This window comes from Parageobacillus sp. G301, from assembly GCF_030268025.1.
GTDB classification, from domain to species: Bacteria; Bacillota; Bacilli; order Bacillales; family Anoxybacillaceae; genus Parageobacillus_B; species Parageobacillus_B toebii.
Window position 1 is genome coordinate 1,206,906 of the sequence record NZ_BSDB01000001.1, and the last position, 17,162, is coordinate 1,224,067.

General features: G+C 41.0%; 17 protein-coding genes. 2 read left to right on the plus strand and 15 right to left on the minus strand.

The features are described 5' to 3' along the window. Nucleotides 1–99 precede the first annotated feature (99 nt). The 11 genes from QSJ37_RS06080 to QSJ37_RS06130 all read right to left on the minus strand — a co-directional run bounded on the left by QSJ37_RS06080 (nucleotide 100) and on the right by QSJ37_RS06130 (nucleotide 11,451). Nucleotides 100–2,043, minus strand: coding sequence for a stage V sporulation protein D (locus QSJ37_RS06080; protein ID WP_285754344.1), 1,944 nt, complete (start codon nucleotides 2,041–2,043; stop codon nucleotides 100–102). A gap of 71 nt (nucleotides 2,044–2,114) precedes the next feature. Beyond that, nucleotides 2,115–4,325, minus strand: coding sequence for a penicillin-binding protein (locus QSJ37_RS06085; RefSeq protein WP_285754345.1), 2,211 nt, complete (start codon nucleotides 4,323–4,325; stop codon nucleotides 2,115–2,117). 6 nt (nucleotides 4,326–4,331) lie between these two features. Continuing rightward, nucleotides 4,332–4,685 carry a cell division protein FtsL gene (ftsL, locus tag QSJ37_RS06090; RefSeq protein WP_285754346.1) on the minus strand — a complete coding sequence of 118 codons (354 nt, stop codon included), beginning with the start codon at nucleotides 4,683–4,685 and terminating at the stop codon, nucleotides 4,332–4,334. Between the two features lie 45 nt (nucleotides 4,686–4,730). Continuing rightward, nucleotides 4,731–5,663: a 16S rRNA (cytosine(1402)-N(4))-methyltransferase RsmH gene (gene rsmH / locus QSJ37_RS06095; protein WP_285754347.1), complete on the minus strand. Its 933-nt coding sequence runs from the start codon at nucleotides 5,661–5,663 to the stop codon at nucleotides 4,731–4,733. Between the two features lie 335 nt (nucleotides 5,664–5,998). Further along, entirely contained in the window at nucleotides 5,999–7,627 is a 1,629-nt protein-coding gene (gene bshC, locus QSJ37_RS06100; protein WP_285754348.1) for a bacillithiol biosynthesis cysteine-adding enzyme BshC, read from the minus strand. Nucleotides 7,628–7,731: 104 nt separating this feature from the next. Further along, nucleotides 7,732–8,118: a DUF3397 domain-containing protein gene (locus tag QSJ37_RS06105; protein ID WP_285754349.1), complete on the minus strand. Its 387-nt coding sequence runs from the start codon at nucleotides 8,116–8,118 to the stop codon at nucleotides 7,732–7,734. Further along, nucleotides 8,111–9,010, minus strand: coding sequence for a 2-dehydropantoate 2-reductase (locus QSJ37_RS06110; RefSeq protein ID WP_285754770.1), 900 nt, complete (start codon nucleotides 9,008–9,010; stop codon nucleotides 8,111–8,113). Before QSJ37_RS06110 ends, QSJ37_RS06105 begins: the two co-directional genes overlap by 8 nt. A gap of 97 nt (nucleotides 9,011–9,107) precedes the next feature. Next, complete coding sequence (locus QSJ37_RS06115; protein WP_285754350.1) at nucleotides 9,108–9,701, minus strand: RsfA family transcriptional regulator; 594 nt, start codon at nucleotides 9,699–9,701, stop codon at nucleotides 9,108–9,110. 71 nt (nucleotides 9,702–9,772) lie between these two features. Next, the gene (locus QSJ37_RS06120; protein ID WP_285754351.1) at nucleotides 9,773–10,537 is read right to left on the minus strand and encodes an enoyl-CoA hydratase/isomerase family protein; all 765 of its coding nucleotides are present in this window, start codon (nucleotides 10,535–10,537) and stop codon (nucleotides 9,773–9,775) included. Nucleotides 10,538–10,668: 131 nt separating this feature from the next. Further along, nucleotides 10,669–10,842 carry a 50S ribosomal protein L32 gene (gene rpmF / locus QSJ37_RS06125; protein WP_003251950.1) on the minus strand — a complete coding sequence of 58 codons (174 nt, stop codon included), beginning with the start codon at nucleotides 10,840–10,842 and terminating at the stop codon, nucleotides 10,669–10,671. A 63-nt stretch (nucleotides 10,843–10,905) separates the two neighbouring features. Then, a complete protein-coding gene (locus QSJ37_RS06130) occupies nucleotides 10,906–11,451 on the minus strand; it encodes a YceD family protein (RefSeq protein WP_285754352.1) in 546 nt (181 codons plus the stop codon). A gap of 144 nt (nucleotides 11,452–11,595) precedes the next feature. Between QSJ37_RS06130 and QSJ37_RS06135 the strand changes: the two genes are divergently transcribed. Beyond that, complete coding sequence (locus QSJ37_RS06135) at nucleotides 11,596–12,801, plus strand: nucleotidyltransferase (RefSeq protein WP_285754353.1); 1,206 nt, start codon at nucleotides 11,596–11,598, stop codon at nucleotides 12,799–12,801. A 17-nt stretch (nucleotides 12,802–12,818) separates the two neighbouring features. Here QSJ37_RS06135 and QSJ37_RS06140 read toward each other — a convergent pair whose 3' ends face one another. Continuing rightward, nucleotides 12,819–13,832: a SepM family pheromone-processing serine protease gene (locus tag QSJ37_RS06140; RefSeq protein WP_285754354.1), complete on the minus strand. Its 1,014-nt coding sequence runs from the start codon at nucleotides 13,830–13,832 to the stop codon at nucleotides 12,819–12,821. After that, the gene (locus QSJ37_RS06145; protein ID WP_285754771.1) at nucleotides 13,832–14,617 is read right to left on the minus strand and encodes a patatin-like phospholipase family protein; all 786 of its coding nucleotides are present in this window, start codon (nucleotides 14,615–14,617) and stop codon (nucleotides 13,832–13,834) included. Before QSJ37_RS06145 ends, QSJ37_RS06140 begins: the two co-directional genes overlap by 1 nt. A 151-nt stretch (nucleotides 14,618–14,768) precedes the next feature. Here QSJ37_RS06145 and ylbJ point away from each other — a divergent pair, with 151 nt between their 5' ends. Further along, nucleotides 14,769–15,989 (plus strand): sporulation integral membrane protein YlbJ, encoded by a 1,221-nt coding sequence (gene ylbJ / locus QSJ37_RS06150; protein WP_285754355.1) that lies wholly within the window; start codon nucleotides 14,769–14,771, stop codon nucleotides 15,987–15,989. Between the two features lie 44 nt (nucleotides 15,990–16,033). Here the strand turns inward: ylbJ and coaD are convergent, their stop codons facing one another. Both coaD and rsmD read right to left on the minus strand, forming a co-directional pair. Further along, a complete protein-coding gene (coaD, locus tag QSJ37_RS06155) occupies nucleotides 16,034–16,543 on the minus strand; it encodes a pantetheine-phosphate adenylyltransferase (protein WP_015863337.1) in 510 nt (169 codons plus the stop codon). A gap of 3 nt (nucleotides 16,544–16,546) precedes the next feature. Further along, nucleotides 16,547–17,116, minus strand: coding sequence for a 16S rRNA (guanine(966)-N(2))-methyltransferase RsmD (gene rsmD / locus QSJ37_RS06160; RefSeq protein ID WP_285754356.1), 570 nt, complete (start codon nucleotides 17,114–17,116; stop codon nucleotides 16,547–16,549). Nucleotides 17,117–17,162 lie beyond the last annotated feature (46 nt).

Consider the following 17,162-nt stretch of genomic DNA (forward strand, 5'->3'; position numbering starts at 1 on the left):
TTTAGAAGAAAACAATGAAAAGCGGAAAAAAGGGGCGAGATAGGATATATGACAACTTACATCAGCCGCCCCCTTGATACATCGATATATTGATCGCTTTCATCGAACTTCTTCTTTAGAAAATGATGTCTTTGACGCTAAGTAAATGCGAATAGTGGAACCTTCTTTCACTTTCACACCAGGTTTTGGAGCTTGCTCAATAACAACATCACCTTCTCCACTAACATCTAATTTTAAGTTAAAAAGTTGCTCTTGCAAGTCTTTTTTTGATAAGCCGATTAAATTCGGAACTTCGACCATTTTGGGATCATTCCACGCCCGTTCTTTTTCTATTTGACCTTTGCGTGGTTTCACGCCAAGTGTACGTAGACTATCCTCCATAATTTTTCCGACGATTGGAGCAGAGACCACACCACCGAATTGAACCGTTCCTTTCGGGTTGTCGACAGCAACATAAACGACAAGCTGTGGGTCATCCGCCGGAGCAAATCCGATAAAAGAAACGATATGATTATCTTTTAAATATCGGCCGCCTTTTGCTTTTTGTGCTGTCCCGGTTTTTCCACCAACACGATATCCCTCTATATAGGCACCTTTTCCTGTCCCTTGTGCAACAACGCTCTCTAGAGCATAACGAATTTGTTTCGACGTTTCCTCGGAAATAACGCGTCGCTTCGCCTTTGGCGTATTGCGGCTTACTACCTTTCCTGTTTCAGGATCAACCCATTGCTTCGCAATATATGGCGTGTACAAAATTCCGCCATTTACTGCCGCAGAAACAGCTGCCACTTGCTGAATCGGTGTCACCGACACCCCTTGCCCAAAGGCCGTTGTTGCTTGTTCGACAGGTCCAACGCGTTTCAAATCAAATAAAATTCCAGTTCCTTCCCCCTGCAAGTCAATGCCTGTTTTTTCACCAAAGCCAAACTCCTTTATGTAGTGAAACAATTTTTCTTTCCCAAGGCGTTCCCCTAACTCTACAAAACCTGGGTTACAAGAATTTTGCACAACTTCTAAAAAAGTTTGCGATCCATGCCCGCCTTTTTTCCAGCAACGTAATGTTGCACCGGCAACATTTACATATCCTGGATCATAAAAATGATCTTTCAATAAATTTACTTTTTTTTCTTCTAACGCCGCAGCAAGCGTAATAATTTTAAACGTCGAACCAGGTTCATACGTACTCCAAATCGGCAAGTTGCGGTTATAAATTTCCGCTGGGACGTTTCGATAGTTTGCCGGGTCAAATGTTGGACGGCTCGCCATTGCCAAAATTTCTCCCGTATTCGGGTTCATTGCAACTGCAATAATGCCGTCTGGATTATACTTTGCTTCGGCAATATCGAGTTCCCGCTCCACGATTGTTTGGATACGCGAATCAATCGTGAGCACTAAATTTAGCCCATCTGTTGGCGGCGTATAATCATCTGCCATATTAGGCATTCTTTTTCCTTTTGCGTCCGAATAAAATTGCACCGAACCGCGTTGACCGCTCAATTCTTTATCATAATAGAGCTCTAATCCCATCAAGCCCTGGTTATCGATGCCGGTAAATCCTAAAACATGGGACAAATAACTGCCGAACGGATAATAACGTTTCGTATCTTCCGCGATATATACCCCTTTTAATCCGAGTGCCCGAATTTCTTTTGCTTTTTCATTCGATATTTTCCTACCTTCTGGAATGCGTTCGATCGACGTTTTTTTCGTAATATGTTTATACGCTTTTTCGACGGGCATATTTAACACTTTCGCTAACTTTTCTGCCGTCTCGGCCGGATTTTCAATCTGGCGCGGAATGACGTATACTGTTGGAGCGCTCATATTCGTAGCGAGCGGAACGCCGTTGCGATCCAAAATTTCTCCGCGCTTCGGCTCAAATGGAATATTTCGGCTCCATGAATCTTTCGCTCTTTCTGTTAACATATCACCTAATATAAATTGAACATATCCGAGACGAATGTCAATAATCGCAAAAATAAACACCCCAACTAGAAACACGATCATTAGCCGTTTGCGGACAGTGACGTGGGAAACACGCATATAGTGGAACCTCCTTTATGATAGGCTCGTTCCACTATATGCTTGTACGCTTCATTATAGAACGTCTTAAATCAATCCACTGGTCCGTCGCTTTTTTTCTTGGATGCTTCTTTTTGTTCTTGTTCCATTCTCTCATTCCATTTTCGCGGTTCTTCTAATTCTACAATTAAGTAATCACCTTTCTTTACTAATGCACCTGGCCGAATATTTTGGCTGACGACATACCCATTTCCTTTCGTGCTCGGACGAAGCTCAAGCAGTTCCGCTACTTTCATTACATCTCTTAGCGACCAGCCGCGTACATCCGGCATCACTGCTTCCCCGTCCGTTTTTAACACAACCCGCTCTCCGGCGATTACTTTATCACCAGATAACGGTATATGTTCTTCAATTTGACGCCCATTTCCAATTACAATTGGGACAAGCCCTTTTTCCTTTAGTTCTTTCACTACTTCTTCTGTAGAACGCCCCGCGTAAGAACTGATTTCAATTCCTTTTGATTTTTCTTTTGACGTCTTCTTATTGAAAGAAGGCTGAATGTGCAAATATTGAAGACTATTTTTCATCACGCTAGTAAAAATATGTGAAACAGGAGCTGCCCCTGTCTCCGTATAGGATAGTTTTGGCTGCTGAACTGCGACATACATAATTAAACGCGGGTCTTCTTTCGGGGCCATTCCTAAAAAAGAGAAAATATAGTTTTCATATCCGGTTAAATATCCTCCTCTTGGTGACGGAATTTGTGCTGTTCCTGTTTTTCCAGCAACTCGGTACCCTTCAATTTGATAAGGACGCCCCGTTCCTTTCTCCGAAGTAACTACCGTTTCTAATATATCTAACACTTGTTTAGCCGTTTCTTTCGTAATTGGTTGTTCTACTACTTCCGGCTTGTTTCTTGCAATCACTTTTCCTGTATCCGGGTCAACAATACGATCGACCACATATGGCTTCATCATTTTTCCGCCGTTTGCAATCGCGGTCGCAGCTTGAATTTGTTGGATTGGTGTCACCGATGTTCCTTGTCCAAATCCTGTCGTTATTCTTTCAATCGGATATTTGTAATGAATTTGCCCTACCGCTTCTCCTGGAAGGTCTATACCAGTTTTTTTGTCAAAATGGAAACGATGCAAATATTGCAAAAAGCGGTCTTCTCCTAACTTTTCTTTTACTAAAATAGAAAAAGCAACGTTGGAAGAACGTTGCACTCCTTCGTTAAACGTAATCGTTCCCCAACCTACTTTGTTATGGTCACGAATAATATTTGGTCCCACTTTATAATAGCCAGACCGATACTGTTCATTTCCGTTATACACACCTTCATTAATTGCAGCCGCAAGCGTAAAAATTTTCATTGTCGAACCAGGCTCATACGGATAGGAAATCGCATCGTTGAAATAGTTTTGTATATCGCGCTTATTCGGATCAAAACCCGGTCTTGTTCCCATTGCTAAGATCTTTCCCGTTTTCGGATCTGCAACAATCGCAATTATTTTTTTCGGCTTATATTGTTTTTCCACATCGTTCATCGCATCTTCTAAAAACGTTTGAATCTTTTGGTCGATCGTTAAATAAACATTCGCTCCATTATCCGGTGGAACGACGGTTTCTTTCGTATTTGGAAGGCGAAATCCGCTGATATCCCCGGCAAAAGATACGTAACCGTCTTTTTCACGCAAATACTTATCTAAACTTTTCTCAAGCCCCATTTTTCCGACTGTTTCATTTTTATTATTTTTTTGTGCGTAACCAATTACGTACGAGGCAAAATTGCCATTTGGATAAAATCGTTTTGTATCACGAATAAACCCAATCCCTGGCAGTTTTAATGCTTCAATTTTTTCTTTCAGCTCATAGCTAATATTTCGTCCATTTGCGCCAAATTCCACTTGTTTTGCATCTTTTGTTAAAATTCGTTTCACTTCATCTACATCCATCTTTAGCAATGGGGCTAATTTTTTTGCTGTTTTTTTCGGGTCAACAACATGTTTCGGATGATCAGGATCTGTCGTCATTTTTGGATCAAGGACAGCTATAACTGTATATGACGGCACATCTTGAGCAAGCACTTCGCCATTTCGGTCAAAAATGGTTCCGCGCTTTGCTTCGATCATTCGTTTTTGCTTATACTTTTCCTCCGCCTTTACCGCTAACACTTGACCATCAGCAACTCCCGTTACCTGCAACTGAATAAAACGAGCCAATAACACAAAAAAGAGCAGACTGAATAAGAAAAATAATATAGCTGCTCCTTTATGTGTATTGCTATGCTTTTTCCTTTCCATCGGCAATCATTCCTGTACAACTTTTACATTATTTTCGTTTAGCGAGAGACCGAGTTCTTTCGCTTTTTGCAAAATCCGTTCATATGTGCTTAATTGTTGAACTTCAACATATAAATCATTATTTTGCTTTTTCTGTTCTTGAACCGTTTCTTGTAGCTGCTGAATTTCTTTGTTCACTTGATAAATCTTCACTTGATTGGACACAATATGCACTGCCGCATACATAGCAAATGCGCAAAACGATAGGAATAAAAGCTTTTCCCCTAACGTGAAGCGAATTTTTAGCTTTCGTTGCTTTCTAGTGCGCGGACGTGATGACGGGCGTTGTCGTTCATGAATTTTTACTGCCGTATTATTCATTGTTTTTCCCTCCTGTCATTAGTGATTCAACATCGTTTTTTTTGTTCATAGCTTTTCGGCGATACGCAGCTTTGCGGAACGCGCGCGATGATTATGTTCGATCTCTTCCTCGGAAGGGACAATCGGCTTTTTCGTGATAATTTTTAATGCCGGGCGGTATTGGTCAGGAATGAACGGAAGCCCAGGAGGAAGCTGTGGACCTTGGCTTGCTTCTTTAAAAGCCACTTTACAAATACGGTCTTCTAATGAATGGAACGTAATAACACTAATCCTTCCACCTGATTTTAATAAGTCAATCGCCTGTGTAATCGCCTCTTTGAATGCTTGCAGCTCATCATTTACGGCAATTCGTATCGCTTGAAAAATTCGTTTGGCCGGATGCCCTCCGCTTCGCCTTGCCGGCGCCGGGATTGCTTCTTTAATGATGTCAACTAATTGCCCGGTTGTTTCAATTCGCTTTTCTTTGCGAACTTCTTCGATTTTCCTCGCCACTTGCTTCGAAAATTTTTCTTCACCATAATGGAAAAAAATATGTACGAGCTCCTCATATGGCCAATGATTAACGATATCATAAGCAGTTAATGATTGCTCGCGATTCATTCGCATATCTAACGGTGCATCATGGTGATAACTAAATCCTCGTTCTGGTGTATCTAACTGCGGTGAGGACACTCCTAAGTCAAACAAGATTCCATCCACTCTATGAACTCCCCTCGCCACTAGCTCTTCCGCAAGAAAGCGAAAATTTCTGCGAATAAACGTCACCTGCTTTTCATAACGAGCTAATCTTTTTTTCGCATACTCGATCGCCATATCATCCTGATCAAACGCAAATAGCCTTCCATCCTCTGACAGTTGTGAAAGTAAATATTCACTATGTCCTCCACCGCCAAGGGTGCAATCGACATAAATTCCATCCGGTTTTATATGAAGGCCGTCTACTGCTTCCTTTAATAGCACTGTCGTATGTTGAAACACATGTTCACCACCTTTAATCGCTCATTGCTGCAACATATGGCATACGAAAATTAACGTTGTGGAAAACCAGCTAGGCAAGCTTCGTTATTTCATATAGAGCGATCATTTATTTATTATACTGCAAAACCCAACAAAATTTTAGCTTTTTTTGTAAAAACTCGTCTTCTTCTGTTTACTTTTGTCGTATTTCGGCGGATCACAATAAACACGAACCAATGTTTGTTATTTTACTTTTATTTCCATTTTAATTTCTGTATGTCTACTATTTCATTTCAATAAAAAAAAATCCTGCATAAAACAGGACTTTTCTTTTCGACTTTTTCTTGTAAAAACTATTATATATATACAATTTTATGCATGCCGTTCCATTGGTAATTAAGATGTAAAAGTTTCTCTAAAAAATTGAACCCATATTTATTGATGTAGTAGAAAATATTCCAAATCCGCTCCTGAGGCGCTTGATTCGGCATTAACGACATTTCCACACGAGAAAATTTTCGCAACTCCACCTCATATTTCCTTATTAATGCTCGTTGCAATGTTTGCTGAAGAAAATCGATTTGCGCTTGAAGAAGAGTTGCATTTTTCGTCAACAACCCCGCCAATCCGCGATCAATTTCCATTCCAAATTCCCGAAGCGGGCGATGAATCTCTTCGATTTCCGCTTTTGCTTTCGCAAACATTTCTTCAAGCGGATAACGAGTTTGCTGCGCCAACCATTGCTGTTTCGCTTCTTCTACCCGTCCTTTGAAAACATCAGTGATATCGAGCCCGATTTCAGCTAAATCGGTTTGAATGGAACGTTCTACAATAGTGATGCTGACCCGCGGAATGACTGGCGGCATTTTGAAACCAAATATCGGAAACGCCTCTTTCAGCTCTGCCCAATATGCAATCTCTCCAGGACCAGCAACAAACGCCAATGTCGGTAACAAAAATTCTTGCATAAGTGGACGGGTCGCGACATTATTGCTTAAATGGCCAGGTTTGGTTTTAGCAAGTTGTATTAATTCATCTTTGGAGAAAGCAATTTCTCCTTTTTTACTACGAAATACCTCTTTTTGTGGATCATGCTCGAGCAGCCACCGTTGTCTCCCATCATAATAAAACAAATTTGCACAATGCGGAGGAATATCTAACATATTTTTATATCCGAGTTGCCGGAGCTGATGCTGCTTTTGCAAAACAGCATCCGTCACCTCGCGATGGCATTCAATCAAAGCAGTAAAAAAGCTGCTCTCGATTGCGCGCAACGGGACATCGGCTGCATTAAGAACAACCAATCCTTCAGAAGCAAATAGACGTAAAACGATAGAAGCAAAAAAGTCAACGAACGTTTCCGATTTGTCTAAACATCGGAATAGAAAATCAAGCAGCTTATTTGTCGTTTCTGTTTCTCCATATGTTTTTACAATATTGGTGATCCAAGTGGAACAAACTTGATGATCTAATCGTACATCTGATACCATGCGCTTTTCTTGCGGAATATCAGGATAAACATACTTCTTAATTTTTCCATCTTCGGCAATGTACACGTGGTTTACTTCGGCAATATCATGGTCTTCACCAGCAATCCAAAAAATCGGAACGACCGGCACTCCTAATTTTCTTTCTTGCTCTTTAGCAAGCTTGATAATCGAGATAATTTTATAAATGGTATAAAGCGGCCCAGTCAATAATCCTGCTTGTTGCCCGCCCACTACTACTACACTTTCAGGATGAAGCAATTTTTCAATATTGTAAAATGTTTGAGGACTCGCGTGAAATCGTTGGTGATACGAACGCAAATATTCCACAAGCTCGCGGCGTGGATACGTTCTTCCTTTTATGTCATCGAGCCGCCTCCAAAACACATCTTCTGCCTGAAGGGAGTAAGAAAAACCTTTTTCAATCGGAAAAGTGCCATTTATGTAATCGGTTGCTAACGGCGTCGCAGCAGCCAGAGAAATTTCCCGAACTTCCATTTTTAGAAACTTCCTTTCTTATCTTATCATGTTCTTACATGAGTATAGCATTTCTTTTTTGCAAATGAAAAAACAGTTGCTCACTGTCATCCAAGTTTTTTTACTTACAAATTGCTAGATACTCTCACAATTATTCCGTAGACAAGAAGACTAAAATAAAGCGAGGAAAACAATAAGAAGTTTGTCCGCCAAAACAAGCGAAAAACAGCGGAAAAATGAAAATCTTCTTTTTTGCGCCAATACCCGATCGAAATCAACATGTGCATAATCAGTAAAAAGAAGACAATGTGCCATAAATACGATTTTCCTGAAAGGACAGTAATCAAAAAGTGTACAGCAATAATAAAAAAAAGTGTCGAAACATTCACTGCCACATAAAACGACTTTCGTTTTCTTTTTAATAATTTGCGGGAAAAAAAATAAACGAGAAAAAATGATAATAACGGCATCGTAACGAATGCCGCGATCAGATGCGCAAACAGCTCATTCATTTTTCGTTCCCCCTTCTTCCAACCCCTTTATGGCATAAAATAAAAATTGTGAAAGCGGCAGTGCAACACCAAGTTCTTTCCCTCTTTCTAAAACATAGCCTAAAATGGCGTCAATTTCTGTTTTTCGGTTGTGGGAAATGTCCATTAGCATTGATGAGTAATTTTCTGCTGTCTTTTGACAAACACTCACAATATGCTCCCATGCCTTTTGTTCGTCTCCGATCGGCAACACTTGCTTAAGTTCGGAAAACAACAATTTCATCATTTCATAATATGGTTTCACCTTAAGCAAATCTCCGTTTTTGATGCGTAAAAGTGCTGTCAACGGATTAATGGCTGCATTCACAATCAGTTTTTTCACTAACACATTCTCCCAATCATCAGCAAATTCAAATGGAAAATCAGGGGTGCTCTTTGCCGATAAATTTACAGCTTGTCCAAATGTCCCATACAAGCTTGCAAGCACAATTTTTCCAATCCCTGTATGTTCTACCGTACGATCATCATGTTTGAGAGCACCGTGCTCGACAATTCCAACAATAATATTTTTCTCCATGAGTGGAGAAAGCAACTTAATATGCCCCATCCCGTTTTGTAAAAAAACAACCGTTTTTGCCTGATCAAACTGGTTTAGGCGATTGATAATCGTTGCAATATCATACTGCTTCACCGTTATAAAAACAAGATCATCGTTAATATTCGCTTCCGCAAATGCCATGGCTTGAAGTGAAATACGCTTTGTTTCTCCGCGTTTCACAAACCGCAATCCTTCGTTCATTAATCGTTGCGCTTGTGCTGAACGTCTTGTATAAACAGTGACTTCATATTCATTACTTAAATAAGCAGCGATTAATAGGCCAATGGCTCCGCCGCCAACAATTCCAATTTTCACAATTTCTTCCTCACCTTCCATCAATCCATGCTATTCCTATTTTAGCAAATAGCCAATTTATCCGCTAAGAAAAAAAGCTGACGGTGAGGTCAGCCTTTTACGATTTTTCCACTTTTTCTAGAACCGCTTCTTCCGAGAGTGGAGCCTTTCGTTCTTGTTCTTCTTCAAGCTCCGCCATTTTTCTTGCTCGTTCCATGATGGCAAGCAATGTTTTATACTCCTCTTGCACAGCAAATAGCTGTTTTTGCAATGCTTCTTTCTCGGCTTGGAGTTTTGTAATCATTTGTTGTAATTGCTCCATGTCTTTCTTTAAAGCGCGGTTTTCATCCGCAATTCTTTGCGAATCATACGCCTTTTGCCCATGTGTTTGCAAAAATGTGATGACATCAGACCACGTCAAGTTTTTATCTGTTATTTCCTCTTTCCTTTTTCGTTCTCTTTCTTCACTAGCCGCAGCTTCTTTTTTTCTCTCCTTTCTCTGTTTTTTCGCTAGTTCAATTTCTTCTTTATACTGCTTTCGAACATAGGAATTCCATCGAAAGCCGCATGCAGCTGCGGTGCGTGATAAAAGCTGTCCTACTTCTTCAAAAGCCTGAAGCTGCGTGCCTCCTTCGCGAATATAGCGCAATACGACTTCTGCTAATAGCAAATCTTCGTCTTGCGTCCACGCATCCTGACGTACACTTGTCATCTTCTTCCCCCCTCTATAGCTGCTTTTTTACTATATTTATGCAGCTAATAGAAAAGATAGAAGGGGAAAAATTATGATTTATTTAAAAAAGATTGGATAGCTCTTTTATGTTCTTCTGACCCCCATAATTCGGAACAACGGCGGATTTCCGCAAAAAATCTCATCCGAAATTCATCGCTTTTCCACTTTTCTGCAGCTGCCATTTTATATGCACGCAATACAGAAACCGATTGTGATAAATAAGGGGCAAGCAACTCGCGGCATTCTTCCCGCAAATTGTTTCCTGGCAGCACCGCGTGTATCCATCCATACTCGTACATTTTTTCTGCGCTTATTCTTTCTGCACGCAAAAGTATATCAAGCGCTTGAGTGTACGGAAGTTTTTCAAAAAGCATTGTCGCTCCGCCCCAACCAGTTGTTATTCCAAGTTTTCCTTGAATAAAGCCGATTTTACTTCCAGATTTCGCATAGCGGAAATCACATGCTGTCGCTAACTCACAACCGCCGCCAATAACAGTGCCGTTAATGAGCGCGGCAGTTGGTTTAGACAACGTAAGCAATGAATACAAAATCGTCCCCATCTTTTCTAACATCTGTTTTGCATTTTCTGTCGTATGTAAATGTTGAAATTTGCTTAAATCCCCTCCTGAACAAAACGCTTCATCACCTGTCCCCGTAATGACGAGCATTTTCACATCATCATTTTTTTCTACCATCGCAATCGTTTCTTCCAACTTGTCCATTACTTCAAAATTGATCGCGTTTCGTTTTTCAGGGCGGTGAATAGCAAACCAAACAATCCCATTAGTGTCATATTCTACTATAGCCGCTTTCATATTTTTGCCTTTCCTCCTTTCCTTAAAATCAATTGGGCATCAGGCGTGCAATTTCCTGCTTATTTCTAGCTAAAAATAAAAAAACAACAAGCACAAGTACTTTCCTTCCTTGTGCTTGTTGTTAAAGATAATTATTTGTTAACAACTTCTCTTCCTTTGTAAGTTCCGCAAGATTTGCATACGCGATGAGCTAATTTCATTTCACCGCAATTTGGGCATTCTACCATGCCTGGCACTTGCAATTTAAAGTGAGTGCGGCGCAATCTTTTTCTTGTTTTTGATGTTCTTCTAAAAGGTACTGCCATGCTTCCCACCTCCTTATCAGCATGTCGAAGTATCAAAAGCCCGGATCATCCCGGCTACTTCGCTTACTCTTTTTTGTCTTTATCAAAAAACTTCGCTAATGCAGCAAGACGAGGATCGATTTTCTGCTTGGCCTGTTCTTCTGCCATCGCTTTCCAACGCTCTTCTTTAATGACTTCCCAACCTTCTCCAGACTGCGGAGCCCCGTCCTGCACCGTTTCTTCTTCCGCAAATATTTGCAATGGAATTTCCAAAAGAATAAGTTCTTTGATAATCGGTAACAAATCTACTGTTTCGTCTTTCACCAGATGCGTATCTTCATCTGTCGATACTACATCATAATCATTCATAAAAAATGTTTCCGTCGTTTCGACCGAAAATGGATACGAAACGTCGACCAACGTCCGCGAACAAGGCAGCACCATCGTTCCCGACACTTGCAAATGAAACGTAAATTTTGTCGAACCGATATCTGCCCTTCCTTGTACATGCACAGGCGAAATATCGCGGATCAATTTATCAATCTCTTTTAAATCAGAGACATCAACATATTCATCAATAACGATTTCTTTATGATGAAACTGATGAAGCTGATGGACTGTCCATTTCATAAAAAATCACCTCAAGACAACAAAGAAAATTATACGTTTCGTTTTCCCATTTGTCAATATTTTTTCTTTACAGTATAATTGTTGTCAGTTTATATAAAATTTATCACTCTTTTGAAAAAACAACTAAACAGCAGGGAGAGCAAAATGAAAGCGGTCGGAATCATCGTCGAATATAATCCGTTTCATAACGGGCATTTATATCACTTAGAAGAAACCAAAAAACTAACTGGAGCAGATTGCATTATTGCCGTCATGAGCGGAAATTTTCTGCAGCGCGGAGAACCTGCGCTCGTATCAAAATGGGCGCGAACAAAAATGGCATTGTCAGCCGGGGTAGATATTGTCATTGAGCTGCCGTATGCATTTGCGGTTCAATCTGCTGAGCGATTTGCCAGCGGCGCGGTTACATTGCTGCATTCCTTATTTTGTGAAGAAATTTGCTTTGGAAGTGAAAGCGGAAATATAACTGCATTTATCGATGCGGCAAAAACGTTTTTAAAGCAAAAACAGCAGCATGACAGTTATGTACAAGAAGCGCTTCAGGAAGGGGTAAGCTATCCGCGGGCGAACGCAGAAGCCTGGAAACGATTGAACGCCACTAACCTTGATTTATCTAAGCCGAACAATGTGCTCGGTCTTGCGTATGTCAAAGCGATTTTACAACAACAAATTCCGATCACTCCGCGTACAATTCGCCGCATCGCTTCCGATTATCATGACAAAACGTTCTCTCATCCATGGATCGCTAGCGCGACAAGCTTAAGAAAAGCGCTTAAAGGGTCGCTTGCACATTTAGAAACCATCGCCCCGTATATTCCAGGCACTACAAAACAAACACTCAAGCAATATTATGATACATACGGCATGTTTCATGATTGGGAAGCCTATTTTCCGTTTTTAAAGTATCGCATCATGACAGCGGAAGAGGCGGAGCTGCGCCAAATCGCCGGCGTCGACGAAGGCATCGAACACCGCCTAAAGCAGGAAATTGTTTCCGCCCCGACGTTTTCTGCTTTTATGAACTCGATCAAAACAAAACGATATACGTGGACGCGGCTGCAACGAATATGCACTCATATTTTAACGAATTTTACAAAAGACCAGCGAAAAAAAACAGAAACGCCGACATATATTCGTTTGCTTGGAATGAGCAACAACGGGCGCTGCTATTTACAACATGTAAAAAAACATCTGCCGCTTCCGCTCGTCACAAAAGTGTCAAATTTAAAACATGACCCTATTTACCAGCAAGAAAAAAAGGCGTCTTTTGCTTATGCTGCAATATTTCCTGAACCCGCTCGCACCAATGTGCTGAAAGAGGAGTACGCTACCCCTCCTCTTTTGCAATAACAGCCGCTTTACGATGGCTATTTTAAATTTTCTAAATAACGAATCGCATCATCAAACGTATCGACTGGAACAATTTTCATTTTTGTCCCGATTTTTTTTGCCGTTTTCACTGCTTCTCGATAGTTCGAATCCGCTGCCCCATTTTCGTTTGGTGCAAAGAAAATTTCTGCTCCCTCCCGATCAGCAGCAACAATTTTTTGCGAAATGCCGCCGATCGGTCCGACTTCGCCGTTCATATTAATCGTACCTGTACCGGCAATTTTATGCCCTTTCGTAATATCTTCTTCAACAAGTTGATTATAAATTTCCAACGAAAACATCAATCCTGCTGATGGCCCGCCGATTTGTTCCGAATCAATGCGGACTGGCGGGTTTGTAGCAATGTCATAATCGGTAGTAAGCGAAACCCCTATACCTATTTGTTTTGGATTATGCTTAAATGGCATTAATGTAAGAGTTGCCTCTTTTTCCTTTTTATCACGCACAAATGTAATATGAACTTTATCTCCTTTTTTCTTTGTACGAATATATTGCACCATTTGCTCCGATGTATCCATCTTTTTTCCGTCTATTTCAATAATGCGATCGCCAACTTTTAATTGCCCCTCTGCCGGCATATGTGGAAGCACACTCATCACATATACGCCTTTTGCTTTATAAGAAACGGGTTTCCCCGCTTTTTTATAGGCAACCGCAATCGCTGCCTCTTTTGACTGCTCCATAAGCTGAAGCTGGCGCATCGTATATTCCTCATCTGTTTCTCCTTCTTGTTTTATTTCTTCTAGCGGATATAGTTCATAAAAGGAGCGAACATGTGCAAGAAAATAAGAAATAGCATTCGCCCGCCCCATTTTCACCGTCGTTAGCATAAACGTTCCTTCATCATCATCCCCATGCTCCACATGAACAAGCGGCTTTAAGTCTTGCGCAGTTCCAGGCATCGTAACGTAATAAGGAAATTTAATAAAAATAAGCATCAATGCTATGATGACGCCAAAGAGAAATGCCACCACATACATTCGTTTTTTCATCAGCGTGAATGCTCCTTCCAATTTTGAATTGCTTGTCGGATTTTTGGCACATATTTGCGTGCTTCCTGTTCCCCGATGGAAATAATTTCTTGTGCATGAGTAAATGCTCGCGAGCTATATTGCTCCACGTGCGGCCGAATCATCACATCAGAGGCAAGTTGACGATATCGGACAAGCTCGTCTTGCAAAATATCGATGCTTTGTAAAATCACATCAAATATCGACGTAATTTCTCCGTCCACTTTCACATGGGAAACATCGACTGCAATAACAATATCCGCACCCATTTCTCGGACAACGGAAACAGGAACGCGATCAACAACTCCCCCATCTACAAGCAATCGCCCGTCTACTCTTTCAGGGACAAAAATGCCGGGAATGGAAATGCTGGCTCGTACGGCACGGGCAACATCCCCTTGACGAAACACCACTTTTTGACCTGTCTGTAAATCAGTCGCTACAATTGCCACTGGGATGGACAGTTCCTCAATTTTTTTCCCTTTTGTAAGAAGCCGAATAAATTCGGTAATTCGCTTTCCAGCAATTAACCCCATTTTTGGAATCGTAAAATCGATGTAATCATTTCGACGAAACGACTTTGCTAACTTATATAAACGCTCAAGGCCGAGACCGCTAGCATATAAAGCAGCGACAAGCGCCCCGATGCTGCTTCCGGCTATGTAGGAAATTGGGATTTTCTCCTCTTCCAATACTTTCAGTACCCCAAGATGCGCGAAACCTCTCGCTCCTCCAGAACCTAGCGCTAACCCAATTTTTGGGAACACCGTTTCTCTCCTCTCTACATGACCGCCTGGTTTCATCTTATGGTCTAAAACTCCCCCCTATACTCGTATATTAAACTATATGAGGTTGTACACGTAATAAGGCGTTAAAAAGGGGAGAGAGGATGTGTCGTTACCAGGAGGCAGAACAGATATGAAACCAAAAGCAAAAACCGTCTTTCTCGCTTCAACGGTTACTTTATTTGCGCTGTCATTAATTTGCTATCCTCAGCAATCATTAGAAGCATCAATCCGCGGTTTAAATATGTGGTGGGAAGTCGTTTTTCCATCACTATTACCTTTTTTTATCGTTTCTGAATTATTGATTAGCTTCGGTGTCGTTAATTTGCTTGGAGTTTTGTTAGAACCGCTTATGCGGCCGCTTTTTAGAGTTCCTGGCGTTGGCGGTTTCGTTTGGGCGATGGGAATGGCTTCCGGCTATCCATCAGGAGCAAAACTAACTGCACGGCTTTATCAAGAAAAGCAAATTTCTACGATCGAAGCAGAACGGTTAGCCTCATTTACTAATTCATCCAATCCATTGTTTATTTTTGGCGCGGTGTCGGTCGGATTTTTTCACAATCCAAATCTTGGCATTATTTTAGCACTTTCCCACTATATAGGAAACATTTGTGTAGGAATGATTATGCGATTTCATGGAAAATCACAAGAAAAGGGAAAGCAAAAACGACCGAGTCATTTGTTTTCTTTTCCTTACGCATTCCGAGTGCTTCATGAAACCCGTCTAAAAAACGAACAGCCGCTTGGAAAATTGCTAGGAGACGCCGTTCGGTCTTCTGTACAAACATTGTTGATGATCGGTGGGTTTATTATTCTCTTTTCCGTCATTAATAAGCTGCTTTACATGATGCATATTACGGAATATATATCCTTTATTTTCCAGTATATTCTTCACTTATTTCAACTTCCAAAAGAACTAAGTATTCCGATGATTTCCGGTCTATTTGAAATTACGCTCGGCAGTCAGATGATTAGCCAAACCGATAAGGCCGAACTGTTGGAAAAAGCCATTGCAACAAGCTTTATTCTTGCTTTTGGCGGATTTTCCGTGCAAGCACAAGTAGCAAGCATCCTCGCTGAAGCAAACATCCGCTTTAAACCATTTTTTATCGCCAGAATCATGCATGGATGTTTTGCCGCATGTTTTACATATATACTATGGAAACCGCTCTACGTCCACCCAGCCGATGGAAATATGCGCGTTATTCCAACATTTTTGATAGAACGCTCACCAAGCTGGATCAACCATTATTGGGAGCTGTTGCATCAATTCGGACCAATCATTACGATCGTCTTTTTATGTCTATATATATGGCTTACTGCTGCTCAATGGCAAAAAAAGGTCATAGAATAAAGACAAAATAAAATTAGGCTGACTTAAAAGAAGCTTCTTTTAAGTCAGCTTTCATTACGTTCGTTAGAAGTAAGGGAAGCAAATTTTTTTCTCAGCGCTTCCTCTACAACAGGTGGCACTAAGTCGGAAATATTGCCATTATACTTTGCTACCTCTTTGACAATACTGGAACTTAAAAAAGCGTATTGGCTATTTGTCATCATAAAAAACGTCTCAATATTTTCATCAAGAACACGGTTCATCGACGTGATTTGCATTTCATATTCAAAGTCGGACACAGCCCGCAAACCACGCAAAATCGCACTCGCATTTTTACTGCGCGCATAATCGACAAGCAGGCCGTGAAACGATTCAACAATCACATTTGGAAACGGCCGCGTCACTTCCCGCAACAGTTCTATCCGCTCCTCAACAGAAAATAACGGCTTCTTTGAAGAATTATTAAGTACCGCTACATACACTTGATCAAACACTTTTGCCCCTCGCCTAATAATATCTAAATGCCCATATGTAACCGGATCAAAGCTTCCTGGGCAAACCGCAATGCTCGCCATGTCCTATTCTCCTTTCTGCACATCCATGTACCGGTAGATTGAAACCGCGGTAATTCCATATACTTCATGTTTCCACTTTACAAGACGACCAACTTGTTCGGCAAGATGTGTTTCGGCAGAGTGTTCCGCAACGACAGCACCATCTTTTTCAAGAAGCTCATGTTCATCAATAAACGAAAGGATTGACTCCAATTTTTGCTCTTTATATGGAGGATCAAGAAAAATCAAATGAAAACGAAGCCCGCGTTTTATAATTGCCCTCAACGCTCTTTCTGCATCATTCCGATATATTTCTGCCTGTTCTAACAGTCGACACGTTGCAACATTTTTTTTGACGGTTTGCACCGCTTTTGCGTCATGGTCTACAAAAATGACTCGGTCAAGCCCGCGGCTTAATGCTTCAATTCCAAGACCGCCGCTGCCGCTAAACAAGTCAAGACCCATCCCGCCGGAAAAATACGGGCCAATCATATTAAATATCGCTTCTTTCACTTTATCTGTCGTCGGTCTTGTTGATATTCCTGGAACCGCTTGCAGACGTCTGCCTTTACATTTTCCTGAAATTACCCTCATTGCTTTCACCACATTTTGACACAATTTTGCAACATTATCGTATCAT

Excerpts from the sequence above, each read along its gene's own strand:
- coaD (WP_015863337.1), bottom strand. The coding sequence starts at position 16,543 with ATGGCGAGCATTGCGGTTTGCCCAGGAAGCTTTGATCCGGTTACATAT.
- ylbJ (WP_285754355.1), top strand. The coding sequence starts at position 14,769 with ATGAAACCAAAAGCAAAAACCGTCTTTCTCGCTTCAACGGTTACTTTA.
- ftsL (WP_285754346.1), bottom strand. The coding sequence starts at position 4,685 with ATGAATAATACGGCAGTAAAAATTCATGAACGACAACGCCCGTCATCA.
- rsmD (WP_285754356.1), bottom strand. The coding sequence starts at position 17,116 with ATGAGGGTAATTTCAGGAAAATGTAAAGGCAGACGTCTGCAAGCGGTT.
- QSJ37_RS06105 (WP_285754349.1), bottom strand. The coding sequence starts at position 8,118 with ATGAATGAGCTGTTTGCGCATCTGATCGCGGCATTCGTTACGATGCCG.
- QSJ37_RS06085 (WP_285754345.1), bottom strand. The coding sequence starts at position 4,325 with ATGGAAAGGAAAAAGCATAGCAATACACATAAAGGAGCAGCTATATTA.
- QSJ37_RS06135 (WP_285754353.1), top strand. The coding sequence starts at position 11,596 with ATGAAAGCGGTCGGAATCATCGTCGAATATAATCCGTTTCATAACGGG.
- QSJ37_RS06080 (WP_285754344.1), bottom strand. The coding sequence starts at position 2,043 with ATGCGTGTTTCCCACGTCACTGTCCGCAAACGGCTAATGATCGTGTTT.
- QSJ37_RS06140 (WP_285754354.1), bottom strand. The coding sequence starts at position 13,832 with ATGAAAAAACGAATGTATGTGGTGGCATTTCTCTTTGGCGTCATCATA.
- QSJ37_RS06130 (WP_285754352.1), bottom strand. The coding sequence starts at position 11,451 with ATGAAATGGACAGTCCATCAGCTTCATCAGTTTCATCATAAAGAAATC.
- bshC (WP_285754348.1), bottom strand. The coding sequence starts at position 7,627 with ATGGAAGTTCGGGAAATTTCTCTGGCTGCTGCGACGCCGTTAGCAACC.
- QSJ37_RS06115 (WP_285754350.1), bottom strand. The coding sequence starts at position 9,701 with ATGACAAGTGTACGTCAGGATGCGTGGACGCAAGACGAAGATTTGCTA.
- QSJ37_RS06120 (WP_285754351.1), bottom strand. The coding sequence starts at position 10,537 with ATGAAAGCGGCTATAGTAGAATATGACACTAATGGGATTGTTTGGTTT.
- rpmF (WP_003251950.1), bottom strand. The coding sequence starts at position 10,842 with ATGGCAGTACCTTTTAGAAGAACATCAAAAACAAGAAAAAGATTGCGC.